The sequence below is a fragment of the Levilactobacillus tongjiangensis genome (assembly GCF_003946345.1).
Lineage (GTDB): Bacteria > Bacillota > Bacilli > Lactobacillales > Lactobacillaceae > Levilactobacillus > Levilactobacillus tongjiangensis.
On sequence record NZ_RHNY01000008.1, the window covers coordinates 88,729 to 106,218 of the forward strand.

A 17,490-nucleotide genomic window follows, 5' to 3' on the forward strand; every position below is an offset into this window, starting at 1 on the left:
AAATTGTGAAAAATATTTGCAATTTGTTTCACAAGACGAGTGGTTATGCTATAATCTTTAGGAAAGTTAATTTCACAATCGGATTGTATTTAAAGTGTATGTTGTCATTTACGGAGTGACAACGAGTGCTATTGATTAGGAGGGCCCTCATTTGACAGACCAAAAGATTCCCCGTGCAACGGCTAAACGGTTGCCAATTTACTACCGTTACCTGAATATTTTGCTGGACGCGGACAAGACACGAGTTTCATCGACGGAGCTATCAGAGGCCGTTAAAGTTGATTCTGCAACTATTCGGCGTGATTTTTCCTACTTCGGTGCCTTAGGTAAACGAGGTTACGGATATGACGTCGAAAGTTTATTGAAATTTTTCAAAAAGATCTTGAACCAGGACCGGTTGACTAACGTCGCTTTGATCGGTGTTGGTAACTTGGGTCACGCGCTGTTGAACTTCAACTTCCACCAGGACAGCAACGTTCGAATCAGTGCGGCCTTTGATGTGAATGAAGATATCGCCAACACCATTCAGAGTGGGGTACCAATCTATCCTATGACTGATTTACGGACACAGTTGGAAGAACAACAGATTGAAGTGGCAATTTTAACTGTGCCATCGCCCGTTGCACAAGAGGTCACGAATAACGCCATCGCTGGTGGTATCAAGGGTATCTTGAACTTCACACCACTGCGGATCACGGTGCCAAAAAATATTCGAGTGCAAAACGTTGATTTGACCAATGAATTGCAAACATTGATCTACTTCTTGGAACACTATAACGATAAAAACTAAGTGACCCGGATTGCATTGGGTCACTTAGGTGAGGGGAAGCTGTGATAAAATCACGGCTTCTTTTTTTGCGTGTTTTTGAATACCGAGCCAGTGCTGGAGAAGTAAGTAAAGGTTGAAAGCACTGAAATATCTACTATGCCTGATACAACAAGGATTGGGTGTTGGGGTTTAGTCAGATATAGCGGGGAATTGTCGCCTTACCGTTCGCCAATAATATTGAGTAAACACCATCATTCAGGCATGTAAGCTAGTTTAGTTTCTAGAAACTAGTTTAATCGGAGGTGGTCAGAGGTGGAACCAGCTGTGTCGACGGTGTTAGCCGATTTTCGGCTTACAGCGTGGGACGTGTTTGGAGACTGGTGGTTTTTCCAGGCTCCAAACCGAGCCGGAGGACCATTTTTCAGGCCATAGGCGTTTCCCACAGCAGGCGGAATCTCTGACCGCCGTAGGTGCCTGGGTGAGACTAATTTTAAGTCTATAACGTTTTACTATTCTTGGCTTGATAACAGGTTTCGAACTTTCAACCTTTAGATCCTTAATTGATTTAGCACATATTAGACCCTTACTGGCGTGATTTTACTTCGTAAATAGAAGCAATCGACTATCAAATATTTAATTTTTCGCGAGCTTTCACAGGTGCCAAGGCCTTTCCGGAAACGGTTGCAAAATAGTTTGTCAAATTCCTTGATTTTTAGCGAAAAAAACCATATATTAGATATTGTGATTAGCACTTATGTTAGTCAAGTGCTAACAGTGCTAAAAAGTAAGTTTATTGGAGGGATTCAAGTGTTAAAACCATTAGGAGACCGCGTCATTTTGGATCAACCACAAGAAGAAGAAACCACGGTTGGTGGCATTGTTTTGGCAAGTAATGCTCAGGAAAAGCCTTCAACGGCAAACGTTGTTGCTGTTGGTGATGGCCGTGTGTTAGACAATGGCGATAAGGTAGCCCCAACTGTTAAAGTTGGCGACAAGGTATTGTTCGACAAGTATGCCGGCACGGAAGTTAAGTACCAAGATTCGACGTACCTTGTTTTACACGAAAAGGACTTAGTCGCAGTTATTGACTAACCTTTCCCACTGATACAGAGCGTAATTAAAAAATTTAGTATGAGGTGAATTAGAATAATGGCTAAAGAATTAAAGTTCTCTGAAGACGCACGTAGCAAGATGCTTGCTGGTGTAGATAAGTTGGCGAACACCGTTAAGACCACCTTAGGACCTAAGGGTCGTAACGTTGTTTTGGAACAAAGCTACGGCAACCCTACCATCACCAATGATGGTGTGACGATTGCTAAGTCCATCGAATTAGACGACCATTTCGAAAACATGGGTGCCAAATTGGTTTCCGAAGTTGCTTCTAAGACCAACGATATTGCTGGTGATGGGACTACGACCGCAACTGTTTTGACGCAAGCCATCGTTAACGAAGGTATGAAGAACGTCACTGCCGGTGCCAACCCTGTTGGTATCCGTCGTGGGATTGAAAAGGCAACGAACGCTGCCGTTGAATCTCTGCACAAGATGTCCATCGACGTTAAGACGAAGGAAGATATCGCCCAAATCGCTTCCATTTCTTCAGCAAGCAAGGAAACTGGTTCCTTAATTGCCGATGCTATGGAAAAGGTTGGGAACGATGGGGTTATTACGATTGAAGAATCCCGTGGTGTTGATACCAGCTTGGACGTTGTTGAAGGGATGCAATTTGATCGCGGGTACATGTCACAATACATGGTTACCGACAACGATAAGATGGAAGCTAACCTCGACAACCCATACATCTTGATTACTGACAAGAAGATTGCCAACATTCAAGACATCTTGCCTGTCTTACAAGCCGTTGTTGAACAAAGCCGGTCACTCTTGATCATCGCTGATGACATCACTGGTGAAGCTTTGCCTACGTTGGTTCTGAACAAGATGCGGGGGACGTTCAACGTCGTTGCTGCTAAGGCTCCTGGCTTTGGTGACCGTCGTAAGGCGACCTTGCAAGATATCGCTATCTTGACTGGTGGGACTGTCATCACCGATGACTTAGGCCTTAACTTGAAGGACACGACTATTGACCAATTAGGTCAAGCTCAAAAGGTTAATGTTACCAAGGATTCAACGACCATCGTTGAGGGTGCTGGTTCTAAGGACCAAATCGCTGAACGGGTTGCTGAAATTAAGGGTCAGATCGATGAAACTTCATCTGATTTCGACAAGGACAAGCTCAAGGAACGTTTGGCTAAGCTAGCCGGCGGGGTGGCTGTTGTTCGTGTCGGTGCCGCAACTGAAACGGAATTGAAGGAACGGAAGTACCGGATCGAAGATGCTTTGAACGCTACCCGTGCCGCCGTTGAAGAAGGCTTCGTTGCCGGTGGTGGTACTGCCTTGATCAACGTTATTAGTGATGTTGCTAAGGTTGAAGCCGAAGGCGATGAATTGACCGGTGTTAACATCGTTCTGCGTGCCTTAGAAGAACCAGTTCGTCAAATTGCTCAAAACGCTGGGGTCGAAGGCTCCGTTGTGGTTGAACATTTGAAGGGTGAAAAGCCAGGCGTTGGTTACAACGCTGCTGACAACAAGTACGAAGACATGGTTAAGGCTGGTATTACTGACCCAACCAAGGTTACCCGTTCTGCTCTGCAAAACGCTGCCTCTGTTTCCGCACTGTTGTTGACGACTGAAGCCGTGGTTGCTGAAAAGCCAGAAGACCATCCAGCACCAGCTGCACCAGCTGCTAACCCAGGTATGGGCGGCATGATGTAAGCTTCGTCAATTAATTGATAATTAAGACGTCGATCCGTTGTGGGTCGGCGTTTTTGTATAGGTGCGCCGATGAATGTGGTTGATCGGTGATTGTCAGGGGGATGGCAGGAGAGATTCTTATTCGGGACACCACGGTCTGTGTGGTAAACGTCTGCTGGGAAAGTGGATGGATTAAATGCCGCCAGATTAATCTTTAGGGGTAGCAATAAATTAAAGTGAAAAACAACCCTTTATTTCTCTTACGCTTTGCCGGATAATGGAAAAGTTCGGTTGCCAAATCTTCGGTTGCGAAGTCAGAGATTTGTGGTAATGTTTAGCTAGTTGTAGTAGAATTACGTCTGCATTCGAACTTGAATTAAATCAAGCAATTATACGACGGGTGAATGCCCGTCTTCATTATTTATGGAGATAAGGAGTAAATAGTCATGTGGCGTTATTTAAAGCGGGTTTTAATTGGAAAACCCCTCAAGACCATGGACGAAGGCGGTCAGGCGCTAACTAAGTTTAAAGCGCTGGCTCTCTTGTCGTCTGATGCGTTATCTTCCGTGGCTTATGGTACTGAGCAAATCACCACAGTCCTAATTACCTTGTCAGCAGCTGCATTGATGTATCAATTGTGGGTTGCTGCACTGGTCTTAGTTCTGTTATTTGCGATTACGCTTTCTTACCAGCAAATTATTCATGCCTACCCATCTGGTGGTGGCGCCTACGTTGTAGCCAGTACGAATTGGGGGCAATCGGCAGGGTTGATTGCCGGTGGTTCCTTGCTCGTTGACTATATGTTGACCGTGGCGGTTTCCACGACTTCTGGGACTGAAGCTATTACGTCGGCGATTCCGGCGCTATATCCGTATTCTGTATGGGTATCAGTCTTAATTGTGATTGGTATTATGTTGTTGAACCTGCGGGGGATGCGTGAATCGGCGGCATTTCTGACGGTTCCCGTTTACCTGTTCATCCTGATGATCATTGTGATGATTGGGGTTGGGTTCTACAACATTGTGACGGGTAATATCACGTATCATGCGGCGGCCTCGTTCAACGGTCCCGTCCAAGGCATGACGTTATTGCTGTTCTTCCGGGCCTTCTCGTCCGGGTCTTCTTCCCTGACTGGGGTGGAAGCCATCAGTAACGCTGTGCCTAACTTCAAGGAGCCGAAGCGGCACAATGCTGCGGCGACCTTGGCAATTATGGCGGGAATCTTGGCCATCTTCTTCGCTGGGATTACGTTCTTGAGTTACTACATGGGGATTCGTCCGCAAAGTAACCAAACTGTTTTGTCTCAAATCGGGACTGGCGTGTTCGGTCACGGTGTCTTCTATTACATCCTTCAGTTGTCCACGGCGATGATTTTGGCAGTGGCAGCCAACACCGGGTTCTCAGCCTTTCCAATCCTGGCTTACAACCTGGCTAAGGATAAGTTCTTACCGCATGCGTACCTGGATAGAGGGGACCGGTTGGGTTACTCTAACGGAATCATTTCGTTAGCCGTTGGGGCTATCGTGCTGATCTTTATCTTCCATGGGCAAACGACTTTACTGATTCCACTGTACGCGGTTGGGGTTTTCGTGCCATTTACGTTGTCACAATCAGGGATGATTATTCACTGGTTCAGAACACGTGAGGGATTCTGGTTAGGCAAGGCCTTCATCAATTTGATTGGGGCCCTCATTTCTCTGGTCCTCGTTGTCTTCTTACTGTTCTTACACTTTGGCAACGTTTGGCCATACCTGATCATCATGCCGTTGATTCTGTTGTTGTTCTACCGAATCAATCAGCATTATCACAACGTGGCTAAGCAGTTGCGGGTTGCTGCTAAGGAAAAGGCTGATATCCATCAATACGATGGGGCAACGGTCATTGTCCTGGTCAGCAACATCACGCGGGTAACGTCTGGTGCCATTAACTATGCACAGTCCATTGGGGACTACGTCATTGCGATGCACGTGTCCTTCGATGAAAATCCTGAGAAGGAACACAAGACGGCTCAGGAATTCAAAGAGGAGTTCCCGGACATTCGGTTTGTGGATATCCATTCCTCCTACCGGTCGATTGCGACGCCAACGTTGCGGTTCTGTGATGTGATTGCGAAGCGGGCGGCAGAACGGAACTTTACGACTACGGTCCTGGTTCCGCAATTCGTTCCCCGGCATCCTTGGCAAAACGTCTTGCATAACCAAACAGCGTTACGGTTACGGACGATTTTGAACTCACGGGAAAACATCATTGTTTCGACTTATAATTATCATTTGAAAGAGTAGTTGTTGAACTGAGCTGCTGAGTAGCAGGTTAGTCGACGACAGTATTAAAGGGCATTGGGACTTTCGTCTCGATGCCCTTTTTTGTTGGATTGAAACGCAGCAAAAGTCCGTCTAGGGAAGCGGTCGGCAATAATGGAATAACAAAAAAGGTTCTCCCAGTTGGGGGAGAACCTTACGTAACTGTTGAATTCTAACGTAGGCCAACCAGTGATGCGAATTGTGGCACCACCAAGTCGACGACGATTGAGATAACGACGACGGCGATGGAGGCCATGGACCCCTGAATGGATCCTAGCTGTAAGGCCTTGGCGGAACCCACCGTCTTCCCAGCGGTTCCTAATCCTAAGCCGGCACCGATTGGGTCGTTGTTGATTCGGAAAACTTTTACCAGCCAGTCACCTAAAGCGTAGATGATGACGGCGTTTAGGATACAAACCATGGCGGTAATGGCTGGGTTTCCACCGATAGCAGCCGCAATTGGCATTGCGATGGCCGTAGTGGCCCCGGTAGGCAGTAACGAAGCCAACGTCCCCTTGGACAGTCCGAAGAGCTTACCAGCCTCGTAAATGATGAATAACGAGATGACCAGTCCAACAATCAGTGAGAGGACAATTTCTAACCAGAAACGCTTGACGATATCATTCCGTCGGTACAGAGGAATGGCAAAGGCAATGGTTGCTGGGTTTAAGAACCAGAAGATAATATTTCCTCCGGGGAGGTAGGCCGACTTGTAAAAAGTGGCGGTGTCCGTGCCAAAGGCTTTGGCCAGGAGGAACAGGATAAAGATTCCTAACACCATCCCCACGAAGAGGGGTTGGAAGATAAAGAAGCCGTTACTAATTTTAAAGAGCCATTGGCCGATTAAGAAGACGACCAACGTGAGAAAAATCCCAAAAACAGCGTTACCCGCAGAGGCACCAGTGGCCGTTTTACTCAGGCCATCGCCTAGCCACTTGCCCCAAACCGCCATCTCGGCGGCAACATTTAAGCTGATCATAATTCTCCATCCTTTTCTGTTGAGTGTTAATCGTTGTCAGGCAAATTATTGGTCGATATCGGTATTTCCGTGGAAGACGTGCTTCCGAATCCAAATAAATCCGGCCGTGGTGTAGGCGATGACGACCAGCATCACAATTGTCGCGATGATAACCACGATGATGATCTTAACGCCTTCAGCTTGCAGTACTTTTAGACTGGCAGCCAGCTGGATTCCTGAGGGAACGAACAGAAAGGCAATTAAACTGATTAAGAAGTCCCCAAACTTCTCAACATTCCGGAGCTTCACGATGTGGGTGGCTAGGAGGACGTAGAGGAGAATCAGTCCGACCACTGGTGTGGGCACCGGAAAACTAGCAGGAAACAGAGGGGAAATAAGGCTGGAAACGAACAGAATAGCAGCGAAGATACCCATTTGAATCAAGATGGGAGAAGCTTGTTCTTTTTCTGGAGCTTCTGCTGATGAAACTTTTTTATTAGCAGCCATTGAAAACTCTCCTTTCAATTGATGACCTGGTTGCACGACAATCCCCAAAATTTAGAGGGCAAGCCTGTTCTGAATTGAATGCATAATTGTATTATATGGGGTGTAAGCGCTTAAAACAAGCGTAAATATCGTATTCACTATACGTTTATAAGTATTAATTATTATCCGTGTGATAAATCACAAATGCCGTTATTGTAGACTGGCGTCCAGTAGAGATGGGTGGACCAAAGTTGCGGCACTTTTCACAAAAAACTTTTTTTACAAACTAAATGGTGGTTGTGTTTAATTTACGAGATTTGTATAATTAGCAAAAGAACCATTAGGAAAGAATGAGGACACTTTATGAAATTTGAGATTATTGTTAGCTTGTTTGCTACCATGATTATCTCCGCGGTCCTAACCCCGTTTGTACGCCGCTTTGCGTTTCAAATTGGTGCGGTGGATAAACCGAATCAGCGCCGGGTCAACAAGGTTCCCATGCCGACGTTGGGCGGCCTAGCTATCTTTATTGCGTTTACTTTTTCAACGATGTTTTTATTGCGAGATCAAATGCCAACGCAACAGCTGTGGGGGTTGTTCGGTGGTGAATGTATCATCGTCGCCGGTGGGATGATCGACGACGTCTTCGAACTGAAGCCACGACAAAAGGTGATGTTTCAGTTGTTAGCGGCCATTGAAGTTTACTTCGTGGCTGGTATCCGAATGCGGTATTTAACGTTACCATTCGTGGGTGCATGGCACTTTGGCTGGTTATCGTTGCCCATTACCTTGTTGTGGATTGTTGCCATCGTTAATGCCATTAACTTGATTGATGGTCTAGATGGATTGGCGACCGGGGTCTCAATTATTGCGTTAACGACGACTGGGATTACTGGATTGTTCTTCTTGAACGTAGCGAATACCTGGGTGGCCATCATGATTTTTGCACTAGTCGCCGCTATGGTGGGGTTCTTGCCATACAATTTCTTTCCAGCCCGCATTTACTTGGGGGACACGGGGGCGCAATTCATTGGATTTATGATTGCCTGCTTCTCCCTGTACGGTTTGAAAAACGTGACCTTCATTTCCGTGATCATTCCGGTGATCATTCTGGGTGTTCCCATCACGGATACGGTGTACGCTATGATTCGCCGGATTTTGAATCGGCAACCTATCTCTCACGCGGATAAGCACCATTTGCATCATCGCTTGATGCAATTAGGATTGACGCACCGACAGACGGTTCTAGTAATTTACGGGATTGCGTTGATTTTCTCGTTTATTTCACTGTTGTACCCGCTGTCTACGATTTGGGGGTCGGTACTGTTGACCATCGCGATTCTGATTGGCTTGGAGTTATTCGTCGAAGCCATCGGGCTAGTGGGGTCGGACCGACAGCCGCTCTTACACTGGATCAACCGGGTCGTTAAGAAGTTAACGTCGAAGAATTCGGAAAGATAGGGATAAAGAGTGGACCCAAAGGCGTTTAGCTGGCGAGCATTAACGGTGATAACCGAAGAATCCTGGTCTTGGATTGTTTGGTTATCAGTGTTAAGCGGAGTCAGCTGCCTTCGGGCGCACGTTTCCGCCACATAAAATTAAAGGAGCCAAGGGGAAAATTCCCAAGGCTCCTTTTTACGTGGAATCACATTACAATAGTGCTAGTGTTCAGATAAACTTAATCACTTGACCGGCTGCTGGCGTTGATCTCAACCGGCACCTCGTTGTAGGCAATGTCGCCCAGGTCCACGGTTAGCCGGTCACTCAGCAGGTTGGTGATTGCTGTTTGTGTGGTGGTCACGGCGTCCAAATCAACGGCAATGGTGACTGAAACTGCAGCCGTGTACGTGGTGTCCATGATACTGATCTGATTTTCAGTGAGGTAGTGATTAAGACGGTCGTAGTTGGGATAGTCCACGGAAATCGTCATAGCTTGCTGTCGAACAAGTTTGACGACGCCGACCGCTTCAATTCCAGTGGAAGTGGCGTTGCTGTAAGCCCGAATCAGACCACCGGCCCCCAGCTTGATACCGCCAAAGTAACGGGTGACCACCCCAATGACGTTGTGCAGGTGGTTGCGTTGGAGCACCGTTAGAATGGGAACACCAGCGGTACCAGAAGGCTCGCCGTTGTCGCTTTCTCGTTGAATTTCATCATGCTCTCCGACCATGTAGGCCCAACAATGATGGGTGGCTTTCGGTTCCCGCGCGGTTACCGCAGCAATGAAGGCCTTGGCTTCGTCTTCGCTGGATACGCGACCGAGGTCGGCAATGAACCGTGATTTTTTAATTTCGAGTTCGTGATTACCACTTGCTTGAATGGTTAAGTAGTCAGTTTCCATTGGCAGACACCTTTCTTCTAAATAAAGTTAGTTCTTAAAAAATTAGTGGCTCCCTTCACGTAGTTATTCAGTAGAGGCTGGAAGGGAGAACTTTTCTTGGATAATGATGAGCAATTCTTTGGGCGGTGGGTCCCGTCTGCAAGACCCCCGTTGAAACCGTTGGTAAACCGTGAGGCAATTGCGCAAAGTCGTGGCGCAGCTCGGTGCACCCGCTGTGGCAACTGGTTAACCGTGACAGATCAGTTACCAAACGGGGCACGGTACTGTCGACAGTGCTTACAATTGGGTCGTTTGACCACGCACCATAAATTATACACTATTCCGGAACCCAATCAGTTTCCGAGGATGACAGAATCACCATTGACCTGGTCGGGACAACTTAAACCACAACAGGTGGTGGCCGCAACGGCCGTTCGTAAATTGGCGGCGGCTAAGAAAAATCAATTGTTGTGGGCGGTCACTGGTGCTGGTAAGACGGAAATTCTGTACCCAGCATTGGCTTGGGCATTACAGCAAGGCTGGCGGGTCGCCTGGGCATCGCCGCGGGTGGACGTTTGCTTAGAACTGGCGCCACGGCTGGCCCGGGCCTTTGCCGGTGTGTCACAGGCCGTCTTACATGGAAAACAGGAACAGCCCTATACCTATCGGCAATTGACAATTTGCACCACGCACCAACTTTTGCGGTTCCAGGCCGCCTTTGATTGGCTGATTGTGGATGAAGTTGATGCCTTTCCGCTTACCACAAGTCCCATGCTACAACGTGCTGTGAAACAGGCTCAGAAGCCCAGTGGCAGTCATATTTTTTTGACCGCAACGCCGGGCCCTCATTTACAAAAACTAGTGGCGCAACGAAAAATAGCGGTGACTTACGTGCCCTTACGATATCACGGCTATTTACTTCCACAGATGATGGTACATCTGAGCTGGCAATGGCGACAGCATTTGCTGAAGGGACGGTTGCCTGGTCACCTCGTTCGTCAATTACGGGGATACCAGCAGATTGGGCAGCGGTTTCTCCTATTTGTTCCCCACGTAGCGGATCTGGCACCCATTGCAGCAGCCTTGGCTCAGGCGGGGGTCGTTGGTGGGGTGACGGTCCACGCTGCTGACCCAGAACGAACTGCGAAGGTTCAGGCGATGCGCGACGAGCGTTGTCAGTTTTTAGTGACGACCACCATCCTCGAACGAGGGGTGACATTCCCCAACGTGGCCGTTGTCATTCTAGGTGGGGATGAGGCTGTCTTTTCAACGGCGGCCTTAGTCCAAATTGCTGGTCGGGCGGGCCGCCATGCTGCCCATCCCCGGGGTGAAGTGACGTGTTATTGTCAGAGCCAGTCGCGAACGATTCAGCAGGCCCGCGCCATGATCGGTCATTTGAATCGGCAGGGACGTCAGCAGGGCGGTCAGTGATGCCGGCGTGTGTATGGTGTAATCGGGACATTCCTCAGGTGGTGACCCTTGATCAAATACTCAGTTGGGGGCCGTTCCCCGTTCAGGAGGTTTGTCAAGCCTGCCGGGAACGATTAACCCCCATCACAGGTAGTTGCTGTTCACGGTGCGGTCGCCAGCAGCGTGCTGCCACTATTTGCCATGACTGTGAACGTTGGCGCGATGCGGTGATTAATCGGGCACTGTTTCAGTACGATGCTGGTTTCAAGGCTTACATGCAGCAGTACAAATTTCAGGGGGACTATGCATTACGAGTCGTGGTGCAGGCAACACTGGCCCGGGCCTTACAGCGAGCTACGTATGATGTGTTGGTTCCCATTCCGGTGGATGTGGCAACCTGGCAGAGCCGCGGGTTCAATCAAGTGACGGGGTGGCTGACCGGCCAACCGTTTTTTCAGGCACTTGAGGTGGTTGCTGACCATAAAGAACGTCCCCAGTCTGCCAAGACGCGGGCAGAGCGACTGGTCACGCCACAGCCGTTTTCATTAGCTCCCAATGCGTGCAAAGTGCTTCAGCACCAGCGTGTTTTACTGTTGGATGACGTCTATACGACTGGGCGAACAATTCGGCATGCCATTGATCAAATTAATTTGAGTGGTGCGAAAGCGGTTACCAGCCTGACTTTAGCACGTTAAATTGTGATTATTTTACTTAGATTAATTGTTTATGAGAGGGCTTTCTATTATAATAAATGTAAGCAAAGCATATTAGAAGAGTGGTCCTTCTAATGCTAAGCAAGCCAAGTATCTCTTGGCTGAAGGGAGAGAAGTTTTATGCTCACATTTAATATTCGTGGTGAAAACATCGAAGTTACTGACGCAATACGGGATTACGTTGAAAAGCGTATCAGCAAGTTGGAGAAATATTTCGACAACAATGTTGAGGCAATTGCGCATATCAACCTGAAGGTCTACCAAAATAAGACAGCGAAGGTTGAAGTAACAATCCCACTCCCATACTTGACATTACGGGCAGAGGAAACCTCTCCGGACCTATATGCAAGTGTTGACCTGGTTACGGACAAGTTGGAACGTCAGATTCGCAAGTACAAGACTAAGGTTAACCGTAAGTCCCGGGAAAAAGGTTACAAAAACCTCGACTTCTCAGCTGAAACGCCAGACGCCGATTCCGACGACAATGGTGAGTTAGAAGTTGTCCGGACCAAGCGGGTTTCTTTGAAGCCGATGGATAATGAAGAGGCCGTTCTGCAAATGGACATGTTAGGTCATGACTTCTTTATCTACGAAGATGCTGAAACCAATGGTATCAGCATCGTCTACCGCCGGAACGACGGCCGGTACGGTTTGATTGAAGCCGACGACGAGTAATGTTAAATCAGCTAACGAAGCACTGCAATTTTGCGGTGCTTTTTTAGTTATAATTCGAAGAAGAAAGCGGTTACCCTTGCGTTGACCACGTCTTAAAGTTTCATCTTGGGTTGGTTAGTGGTAAAATGTAGGTTGATTTATTGTAAATAAATGGGTAACTTTAAATAGACTTATTAAATGTACTGAAGGGAATTCTCACATGCCAAATATTTTGAAACGATGGGTCGAAAGTGATCGCCGGACTTTACGACGCCTCAGTAAATTAGCGGACCAAGTTGGTTCTTACGCTGATGAATACGAACAACTTTCAGACGATGATCTGAAAGCGAAAACGCCAGAGTTCAAGCAGCGCTACCAAGACGGCGAAACTTTAGACGACTTACTGCCTGAAGCGTTTGCTGCAATTCGTGAGGGCGCACGGCGGGTCCTCGGTCTCTATCCATTCCACGTGCAAATCATGGGGGGAATTGTGCTTCATGAGGGGAATATCTCTGAAATGAAGACCGGTGAAGGGAAAACCTTGACCGCCACGATGCCTGTCTACCTAAATGCCATTGCCGGCAAAGGGGTTCACGTTGTTACGGTTAACGAATACTTATCCGCACGTGATGCCACTGAAATGGGTGAATTATACTCCTGGATGGGCTTAACGGTTGGGTTAAACTCCGCTGAGAAGTCACCAGAGGAGAAGCGTGAAGCCTACAATGCCGATATCACTTACTCAACTAACGGGGAAATCGGGTTCGATTACCTGCGTGATAACATGGTCGTCTACAAAGAAGACATGGTACAACGGCCGCTGAACTTCGCGATTGTCGATGAAGTTGACTCCATCCTGATCGATGAAGCGCGGACGCCATTGATTATTTCTGGCCAATCCGAAGGAACGAGTGCCCTTTACCAACGGGTAGATCGTTTTGCTAAGACGTTACATGAAAAAGATGACTTTAAGATCGACTTGGAATCCAAGACGGTTGCTTTAACCGATCAAGGGATTGAAAAAGCCGAAAAATACTTCAATTTGAAGAACCTGTATGATACGGACAACACGGCCTTGACCCACCATTTGGATCAAGCGCTGCGGGCCAACTTTATCATGTTACGTGATAAGGATTACGTGGTTCAAGACGGTGAAGTTCTGATTGTTGATTCCTTTACTGGACGGGTTATGGACGGTCGTCGTTACTCAGACGGGTTGCACCAAGCCATTGAAGCCAAAGAAGGCGTTGAGATTCAGGAAGAAACCAAGACGATGGCCAACATCACCTACCAAAACTTATTCCGGATGTACAAAAAGCTTTCTGGGATGACTGGTACGGCGAAGACCGAAGCCGAAGAATTCCGGGAAATCTACAACATGGAAGTTGTTTCCGTGCCAACCAACAAACCGGTTGTCCGGGTCGACCAACCTGATCTGTTGTACCCAACTTTGGAATCTAAATTTGATGCCGTTATTCGGGAAATCAAGGACTTGCATGAAAAGGGTCAACCAATGTTGATTGGTACCGTGGCCGTTGAAACTTCTGAATACTTGTCTGAACGTTTGGATCAAGAAAAAATTCCACACGTGGTCTTGAACGCTAAGAACCATGCGAAGGAAGCCGATATCATTCAAAACGCTGGTCAACGTGGTGCCGTTACGATTGCCACCAACATGGCTGGGCGGGGGACCGATATTAAATTGGGACCCGGCGTTGTCGAAATCGGTGGGTTAGCCGTTATCGGGACTGAACGTCATGAATCACGGCGGATCGATAACCAACTTCGTGGCCGTTCAGGTCGTCAAGGGGATCCTGGTATGACTCAGTTCTACCTGTCCTTGGAAGATGACTTGATGCGTCGATTTGGTTCAGACCGGGTCAAGAGTTTCTTGGAACGGATGAACGTTGACGGTGAGGATGCTGTTATCCGGAGCCGGATGATCACGAAGCAAGTGGAATCCGCGCAAAAGCGGGTTGAAGGGAATAACTACGATTCCCGGAAGAACGTGTTGCAGTACGATGACGTAATGCGTCAACAACGGAACGTGATCTACGGCGAACGGAACCAAATCATTAACCAGGAAGAATCCCTCAAGTGGGTTCTGATGCCAATGATCAAGCGGACCGTTGATCGCGTGGTTGACCTGCATACGCAAGGCGACCAAGCAGATTGGGACTTAGATACGTTACTGGACTTTGGGATTTCCGCAATGGTTACGCCTGAAAAGATCAGTTTAGACGCTCTGAAGAACAAGACGGCTGACGAGATCAAGGAATTCTTTATGGGCTTGGCCAACGACGTCTACGCTGAAAAGCAAAAGCAACTTTACGATCCAGCTCAAATGTTGGAATTTGAAAAGGTTGTGCTGTTGCGGGTCGTGGACTCTCACTGGACGGACCATATCGATGCCATGGATCAATTACGTCAATCAATTGGTTTACGTGGATACGGGCAATTAAACCCATTGGTTGAATACCAACAAGATGGGTTCCGGATGTTTGAAGAAATGATTTCAAACATTGATTACGATACTACCCGGTTGTTCATGAAGTCTGAAATTCGACAAAATATTACCCGGTAAACGGGAACGTGACGAGGCGGGAAGTGATTCCAGCCTCGTTTTGTCTTAACCGACGGGGATCAGCTAGGGATGAAAACGATTGTCAGATTATTTCGTTTAAGCAGGTCACCAAACTAACCGAAAATAACTTTAAAGGAGCCAATGCACAATGGAATTAAGCGATGCAAAACGTGAAATTGCGACCATGCGCAGTCAGTTAACCGGCTTTAGGGGGTCGCTTTGACTTTGATGCTTTAAATGAAAGCATTAGTGTCAATGAGTCCCAAATGGCTGAGCCTAATTTTTGGGACGATGCGCAGGCGGCACAACGATTGATCGATGCGACCAATGAAATGAAGAAAAAAGTTGATGAGTACCAGAACCTAGCCAACCAAATTGATGATCTTGAGGTAGCCTTGGAGCTGCTTCAAGAGGAACCGGATGCAGATATGCAGGCAGAGTTTGAACAGGACTTTGCGACGGCGCAAAAGGCTCTCCAGCAGTATAGTCTCAACATGCTGCTGAACCAGAAGTATGACCACAACAACGCTATTCTGGAAATTCATCCCGGGGCCGGGGGAACGGAATCTCAGGACTGGGGTGACATGCTCATGCGGATGTATACGCGTTGGGCGGAGCAACACGACTTTAAAGTCACCGTATTGGACTACCAACCGGGCGACGTTGCTGGGTTAAGCAGTGCCACCTTGTTGATTGCTGGACACAACGCCTACGGTTATCTGCGTTCCGAAAAGGGCGTTCATCGGTTAGTCCGCATCTCGCCATTTGATTCGGCTGGGCGGCGCCACACGTCGTTCGCTTCCGTGGACGTCCTGCCAGAGCTGGATGATTCCGTGGATGTTGAAATCAATCCGGCAGATTTGAAAGTTGACGTTTACCGGGCATCCGGTGCCGGTGGACAACATGTCAACAAGACGTCTTCCGCGGTCCGAATCACCCACTTGCCTACGGGAATCGTGACGCAAAGTCAGGCGCAACGGTCGCAGCTTCAGAACCGGCAAACGGCAATGGGGATGTTGCGGGCCAAACTCTACGAACGGGAAGAGGAAAAGAAGGCCGAGGAAAAGGCGAAGCTTGAGGGCGACCAGATGGACATTGGTTGGGGCTCTCAGATTCGGTCGTACGTTTTCCACCCGTATACTATGGTCAAGGATCATCGTACCAATTATGAAACGGGGAATGGGCAGGCCGTCATGGACGGCGACCTGGATCCATTTATTGATGCCTTTTTGCAGTGGCAGTTGAGTCAGAAGAATCCGGATTAATGATTTAGCAAAACCCTATTATTAAGATAATGGTTGCACGGGTAACACGAATGTCGTGTTGCCCGTTTTTGTTTCATGCTATACTGAGGACAGCTATTTTTTCAGGAAGGATGTCGATTTCATGCGGACATTAATTGCGCTGGGGAGTTATTTACTCCAGCCGCTGTTGTGGCTTGCCATTATTCGGGTCTGGTTGACCAGTAAGTCACGGATTAAAGCTGAACGTCGCAGTTTTGGAAGTGCGGTGTACAGTGATCATTATGAGTTGCGGCATATGTTAACCCAGGGCTTGCTCCTGGGAGCGGGACTTTCGCTACTCAACTTTTTGCTAGGATTTAGTTTGCCGCTATTGTGGATCATTATCTATGAGATTTTAGGAGCAGTTACCTTATTGTTATTGCCAACCACTGTTTTACCAATGACCTTGATCGTGGTAACCACCTTGTTAACGGTTCTGGCAGGCCCTTACATAACGGATAAACCTGATTTGTCGACTGTTGGGTTGAGTTGGCACGGTGTCGCTCATCTCAATTACTTATGGTTATTGGTTATTTTCTTCATGATTTTGGGACACTGGCTGGCGAACTACGGTGGCCGCTTTGTGAGTCCCAAAATTTACGCCAAGCAGCGGGGCAAGCGAATTGCTGGCTACCCGTGGCGTGAGTTGCTGGTGCTTCCGATGGTGACATTAGTGCCAGGTGATTGGTTTACCAGTCAGCTAAGCTTTTGGCCAGTGTTAAATATCCACGGTCAAACGTACGCCATTCTAGTAGTACCGCTGTTGCTGGGATTGAGGTTCACCGTTTTTCGGCAAGTGCCCCGTGAAGTGTATCGGCGCTTGGCCCGCAAAATGGTGTGGCTCGCTGCGTTGAGCTTGGTTGGCTTGGGTTGGACGGCTTGGCGCCCACAAGATTTGCCGGTCGGATTAATCGTCCTGTTAGTTGGTTACGGACTAGTCCTATGGCAAGCTAAACGCTATGATGAGCGGCAACAATTCTGGTATTCTCAAGTCGATGATGGCGTTCGCGTTTTAGCCATTCGTCCCCGCACGCCCGCAGTCAAAATGGACTTAGAGGCGGGAGACATCATTTTAGAGTGTAATCACCAAGCAATTAATAGTGAAACAAGTTTTTATGAAGCCTTATTGGCTAATCCAACGTATTGTCATTTACGGGTGCGTGATGTTCAGGGGGAACTGAAAGTGACCGAAACGGCCATTTATTCAGGCGCACCACATGAGATTGGCATCGTCCTATTCAGAGATCAGGAGGGGTAAA

14 protein-coding genes and 1 pseudogene are annotated in these 17,490 nt (G+C 47.9%); 12 read left to right on the forward strand and 3 right to left on the reverse strand.

Annotated elements, in window-relative coordinates; translation table 11 throughout:
• The first annotated feature begins 151 nt into the window (after window positions 1-151).
• From EKM75_RS06500 to EKM75_RS06515, 4 genes are all read left to right on the forward strand, one after another.
• On the forward strand, window positions 152-790 hold the full coding sequence (locus EKM75_RS06500; RefSeq protein ID WP_125683436.1) for a redox-sensing transcriptional repressor Rex: 639 nt from the start codon (window positions 152-154) through the stop codon (window positions 788-790).
• A 786-nt stretch (window positions 791-1,576) separates the two neighbouring features.
• A complete protein-coding gene (gene groES, locus EKM75_RS06505; RefSeq protein WP_125683438.1) occupies window positions 1,577-1,861 on the forward strand; it encodes a co-chaperone GroES in 285 nt (94 codons plus the stop codon).
• Between the two features lie 57 nt (window positions 1,862-1,918).
• Entirely contained in the window at window positions 1,919-3,544 is a 1,626-nt protein-coding gene (groL, locus tag EKM75_RS06510) for a chaperonin GroEL (protein ID WP_125693084.1), read from the forward strand.
• 425 nt (window positions 3,545-3,969) lie between these two features.
• Window positions 3,970-5,805 (forward strand): APC family permease, encoded by a 1,836-nt coding sequence (locus tag EKM75_RS06515; protein WP_125683442.1) that lies wholly within the window; start codon window positions 3,970-3,972, stop codon window positions 5,803-5,805.
• A gap of 190 nt (window positions 5,806-5,995) precedes the next feature.
• On the opposite strand, the gene EKM75_RS06520 is transcribed toward EKM75_RS06515, so the two are convergent.
• A complete protein-coding gene (locus EKM75_RS06520) occupies window positions 5,996-6,802 on the reverse strand; it encodes an LrgB family protein (RefSeq protein WP_125693086.1) in 807 nt (268 codons plus the stop codon).
• Window positions 6,803-6,847: 45 nt separating this feature from the next.
• Entirely contained in the window at window positions 6,848-7,288 is a 441-nt protein-coding gene (locus tag EKM75_RS06525) for a CidA/LrgA family protein (RefSeq protein ID WP_125683446.1), read from the reverse strand.
• 342 nt (window positions 7,289-7,630) lie between these two features.
• Between EKM75_RS06525 and EKM75_RS06530 the strand changes: the two genes are divergently transcribed.
• Window positions 7,631-8,728 carry a glycosyltransferase family 4 protein gene (locus tag EKM75_RS06530; protein WP_125683448.1) on the forward strand — a complete coding sequence of 366 codons (1,098 nt, stop codon included), beginning with the start codon at window positions 7,631-7,633 and terminating at the stop codon, window positions 8,726-8,728.
• 217 nt (window positions 8,729-8,945) lie between these two features.
• Here EKM75_RS06530 and EKM75_RS06535 read toward each other — a convergent pair whose 3' ends face one another.
• Entirely contained in the window at window positions 8,946-9,608 is a 663-nt protein-coding gene (locus tag EKM75_RS06535; RefSeq protein WP_125693088.1) for a YigZ family protein, read from the reverse strand.
• 96 nt (window positions 9,609-9,704) lie between these two features.
• On the opposite strand from EKM75_RS06535, the gene EKM75_RS06540 reads away from it, so the two are divergent.
• The 7 genes and pseudogenes from EKM75_RS06540 (at window position 9,705) to EKM75_RS06565 (ending at window position 17,489) form a co-directional block, all read left to right on the forward strand.
• Window positions 9,705-11,018 carry a DEAD/DEAH box helicase gene (locus EKM75_RS06540; protein ID WP_125693090.1) on the forward strand — a complete coding sequence of 438 codons (1,314 nt, stop codon included), beginning with the start codon at window positions 9,705-9,707 and terminating at the stop codon, window positions 11,016-11,018.
• Window positions 11,018-11,197 (forward strand): annotated as a pseudogene (locus tag EKM75_RS13100) (ComF family protein); the annotation flags it as partial. The gene EKM75_RS06540 and the pseudogene EKM75_RS13100, both read left to right, overlap by 1 nt.
• A gap of 27 nt (window positions 11,198-11,224) precedes the next feature.
• Window positions 11,225-11,692, forward strand: a complete 468-nt coding sequence (locus tag EKM75_RS06545; RefSeq protein WP_225426672.1) for a ComF family protein — start codon at window positions 11,225-11,227, stop codon at window positions 11,690-11,692.
• 138 nt (window positions 11,693-11,830) lie between these two features.
• On the forward strand, window positions 11,831-12,385 hold the full coding sequence (gene hpf / locus EKM75_RS06550) for a ribosome hibernation-promoting factor, HPF/YfiA family (protein WP_125683456.1): 555 nt from the start codon (window positions 11,831-11,833) through the stop codon (window positions 12,383-12,385).
• A 199-nt stretch (window positions 12,386-12,584) separates the two neighbouring features.
• Window positions 12,585-14,948 carry a preprotein translocase subunit SecA gene (gene secA, locus EKM75_RS06555; protein ID WP_125683458.1) on the forward strand — a complete coding sequence of 788 codons (2,364 nt, stop codon included), beginning with the start codon at window positions 12,585-12,587 and terminating at the stop codon, window positions 14,946-14,948.
• 148 nt (window positions 14,949-15,096) lie between these two features.
• Window positions 15,097-16,213 (forward strand): peptide chain release factor 2 gene (prfB, locus tag EKM75_RS06560; RefSeq protein ID WP_125693094.1). Its coding sequence is split into 2 segments (ribosomal slippage): window positions 15,097-15,168 and window positions 15,170-16,213, totalling 1,116 coding nucleotides; the frame shifts between segments, so codons are not numbered across the junction.
• A 121-nt stretch (window positions 16,214-16,334) separates the two neighbouring features.
• Window positions 16,335-17,489 carry a PDZ domain-containing protein gene (locus EKM75_RS06565; RefSeq protein ID WP_125693096.1) on the forward strand — a complete coding sequence of 385 codons (1,155 nt, stop codon included), beginning with the start codon at window positions 16,335-16,337 and terminating at the stop codon, window positions 17,487-17,489.
• Window position 17,490: the final 1 nt, after the last annotated feature.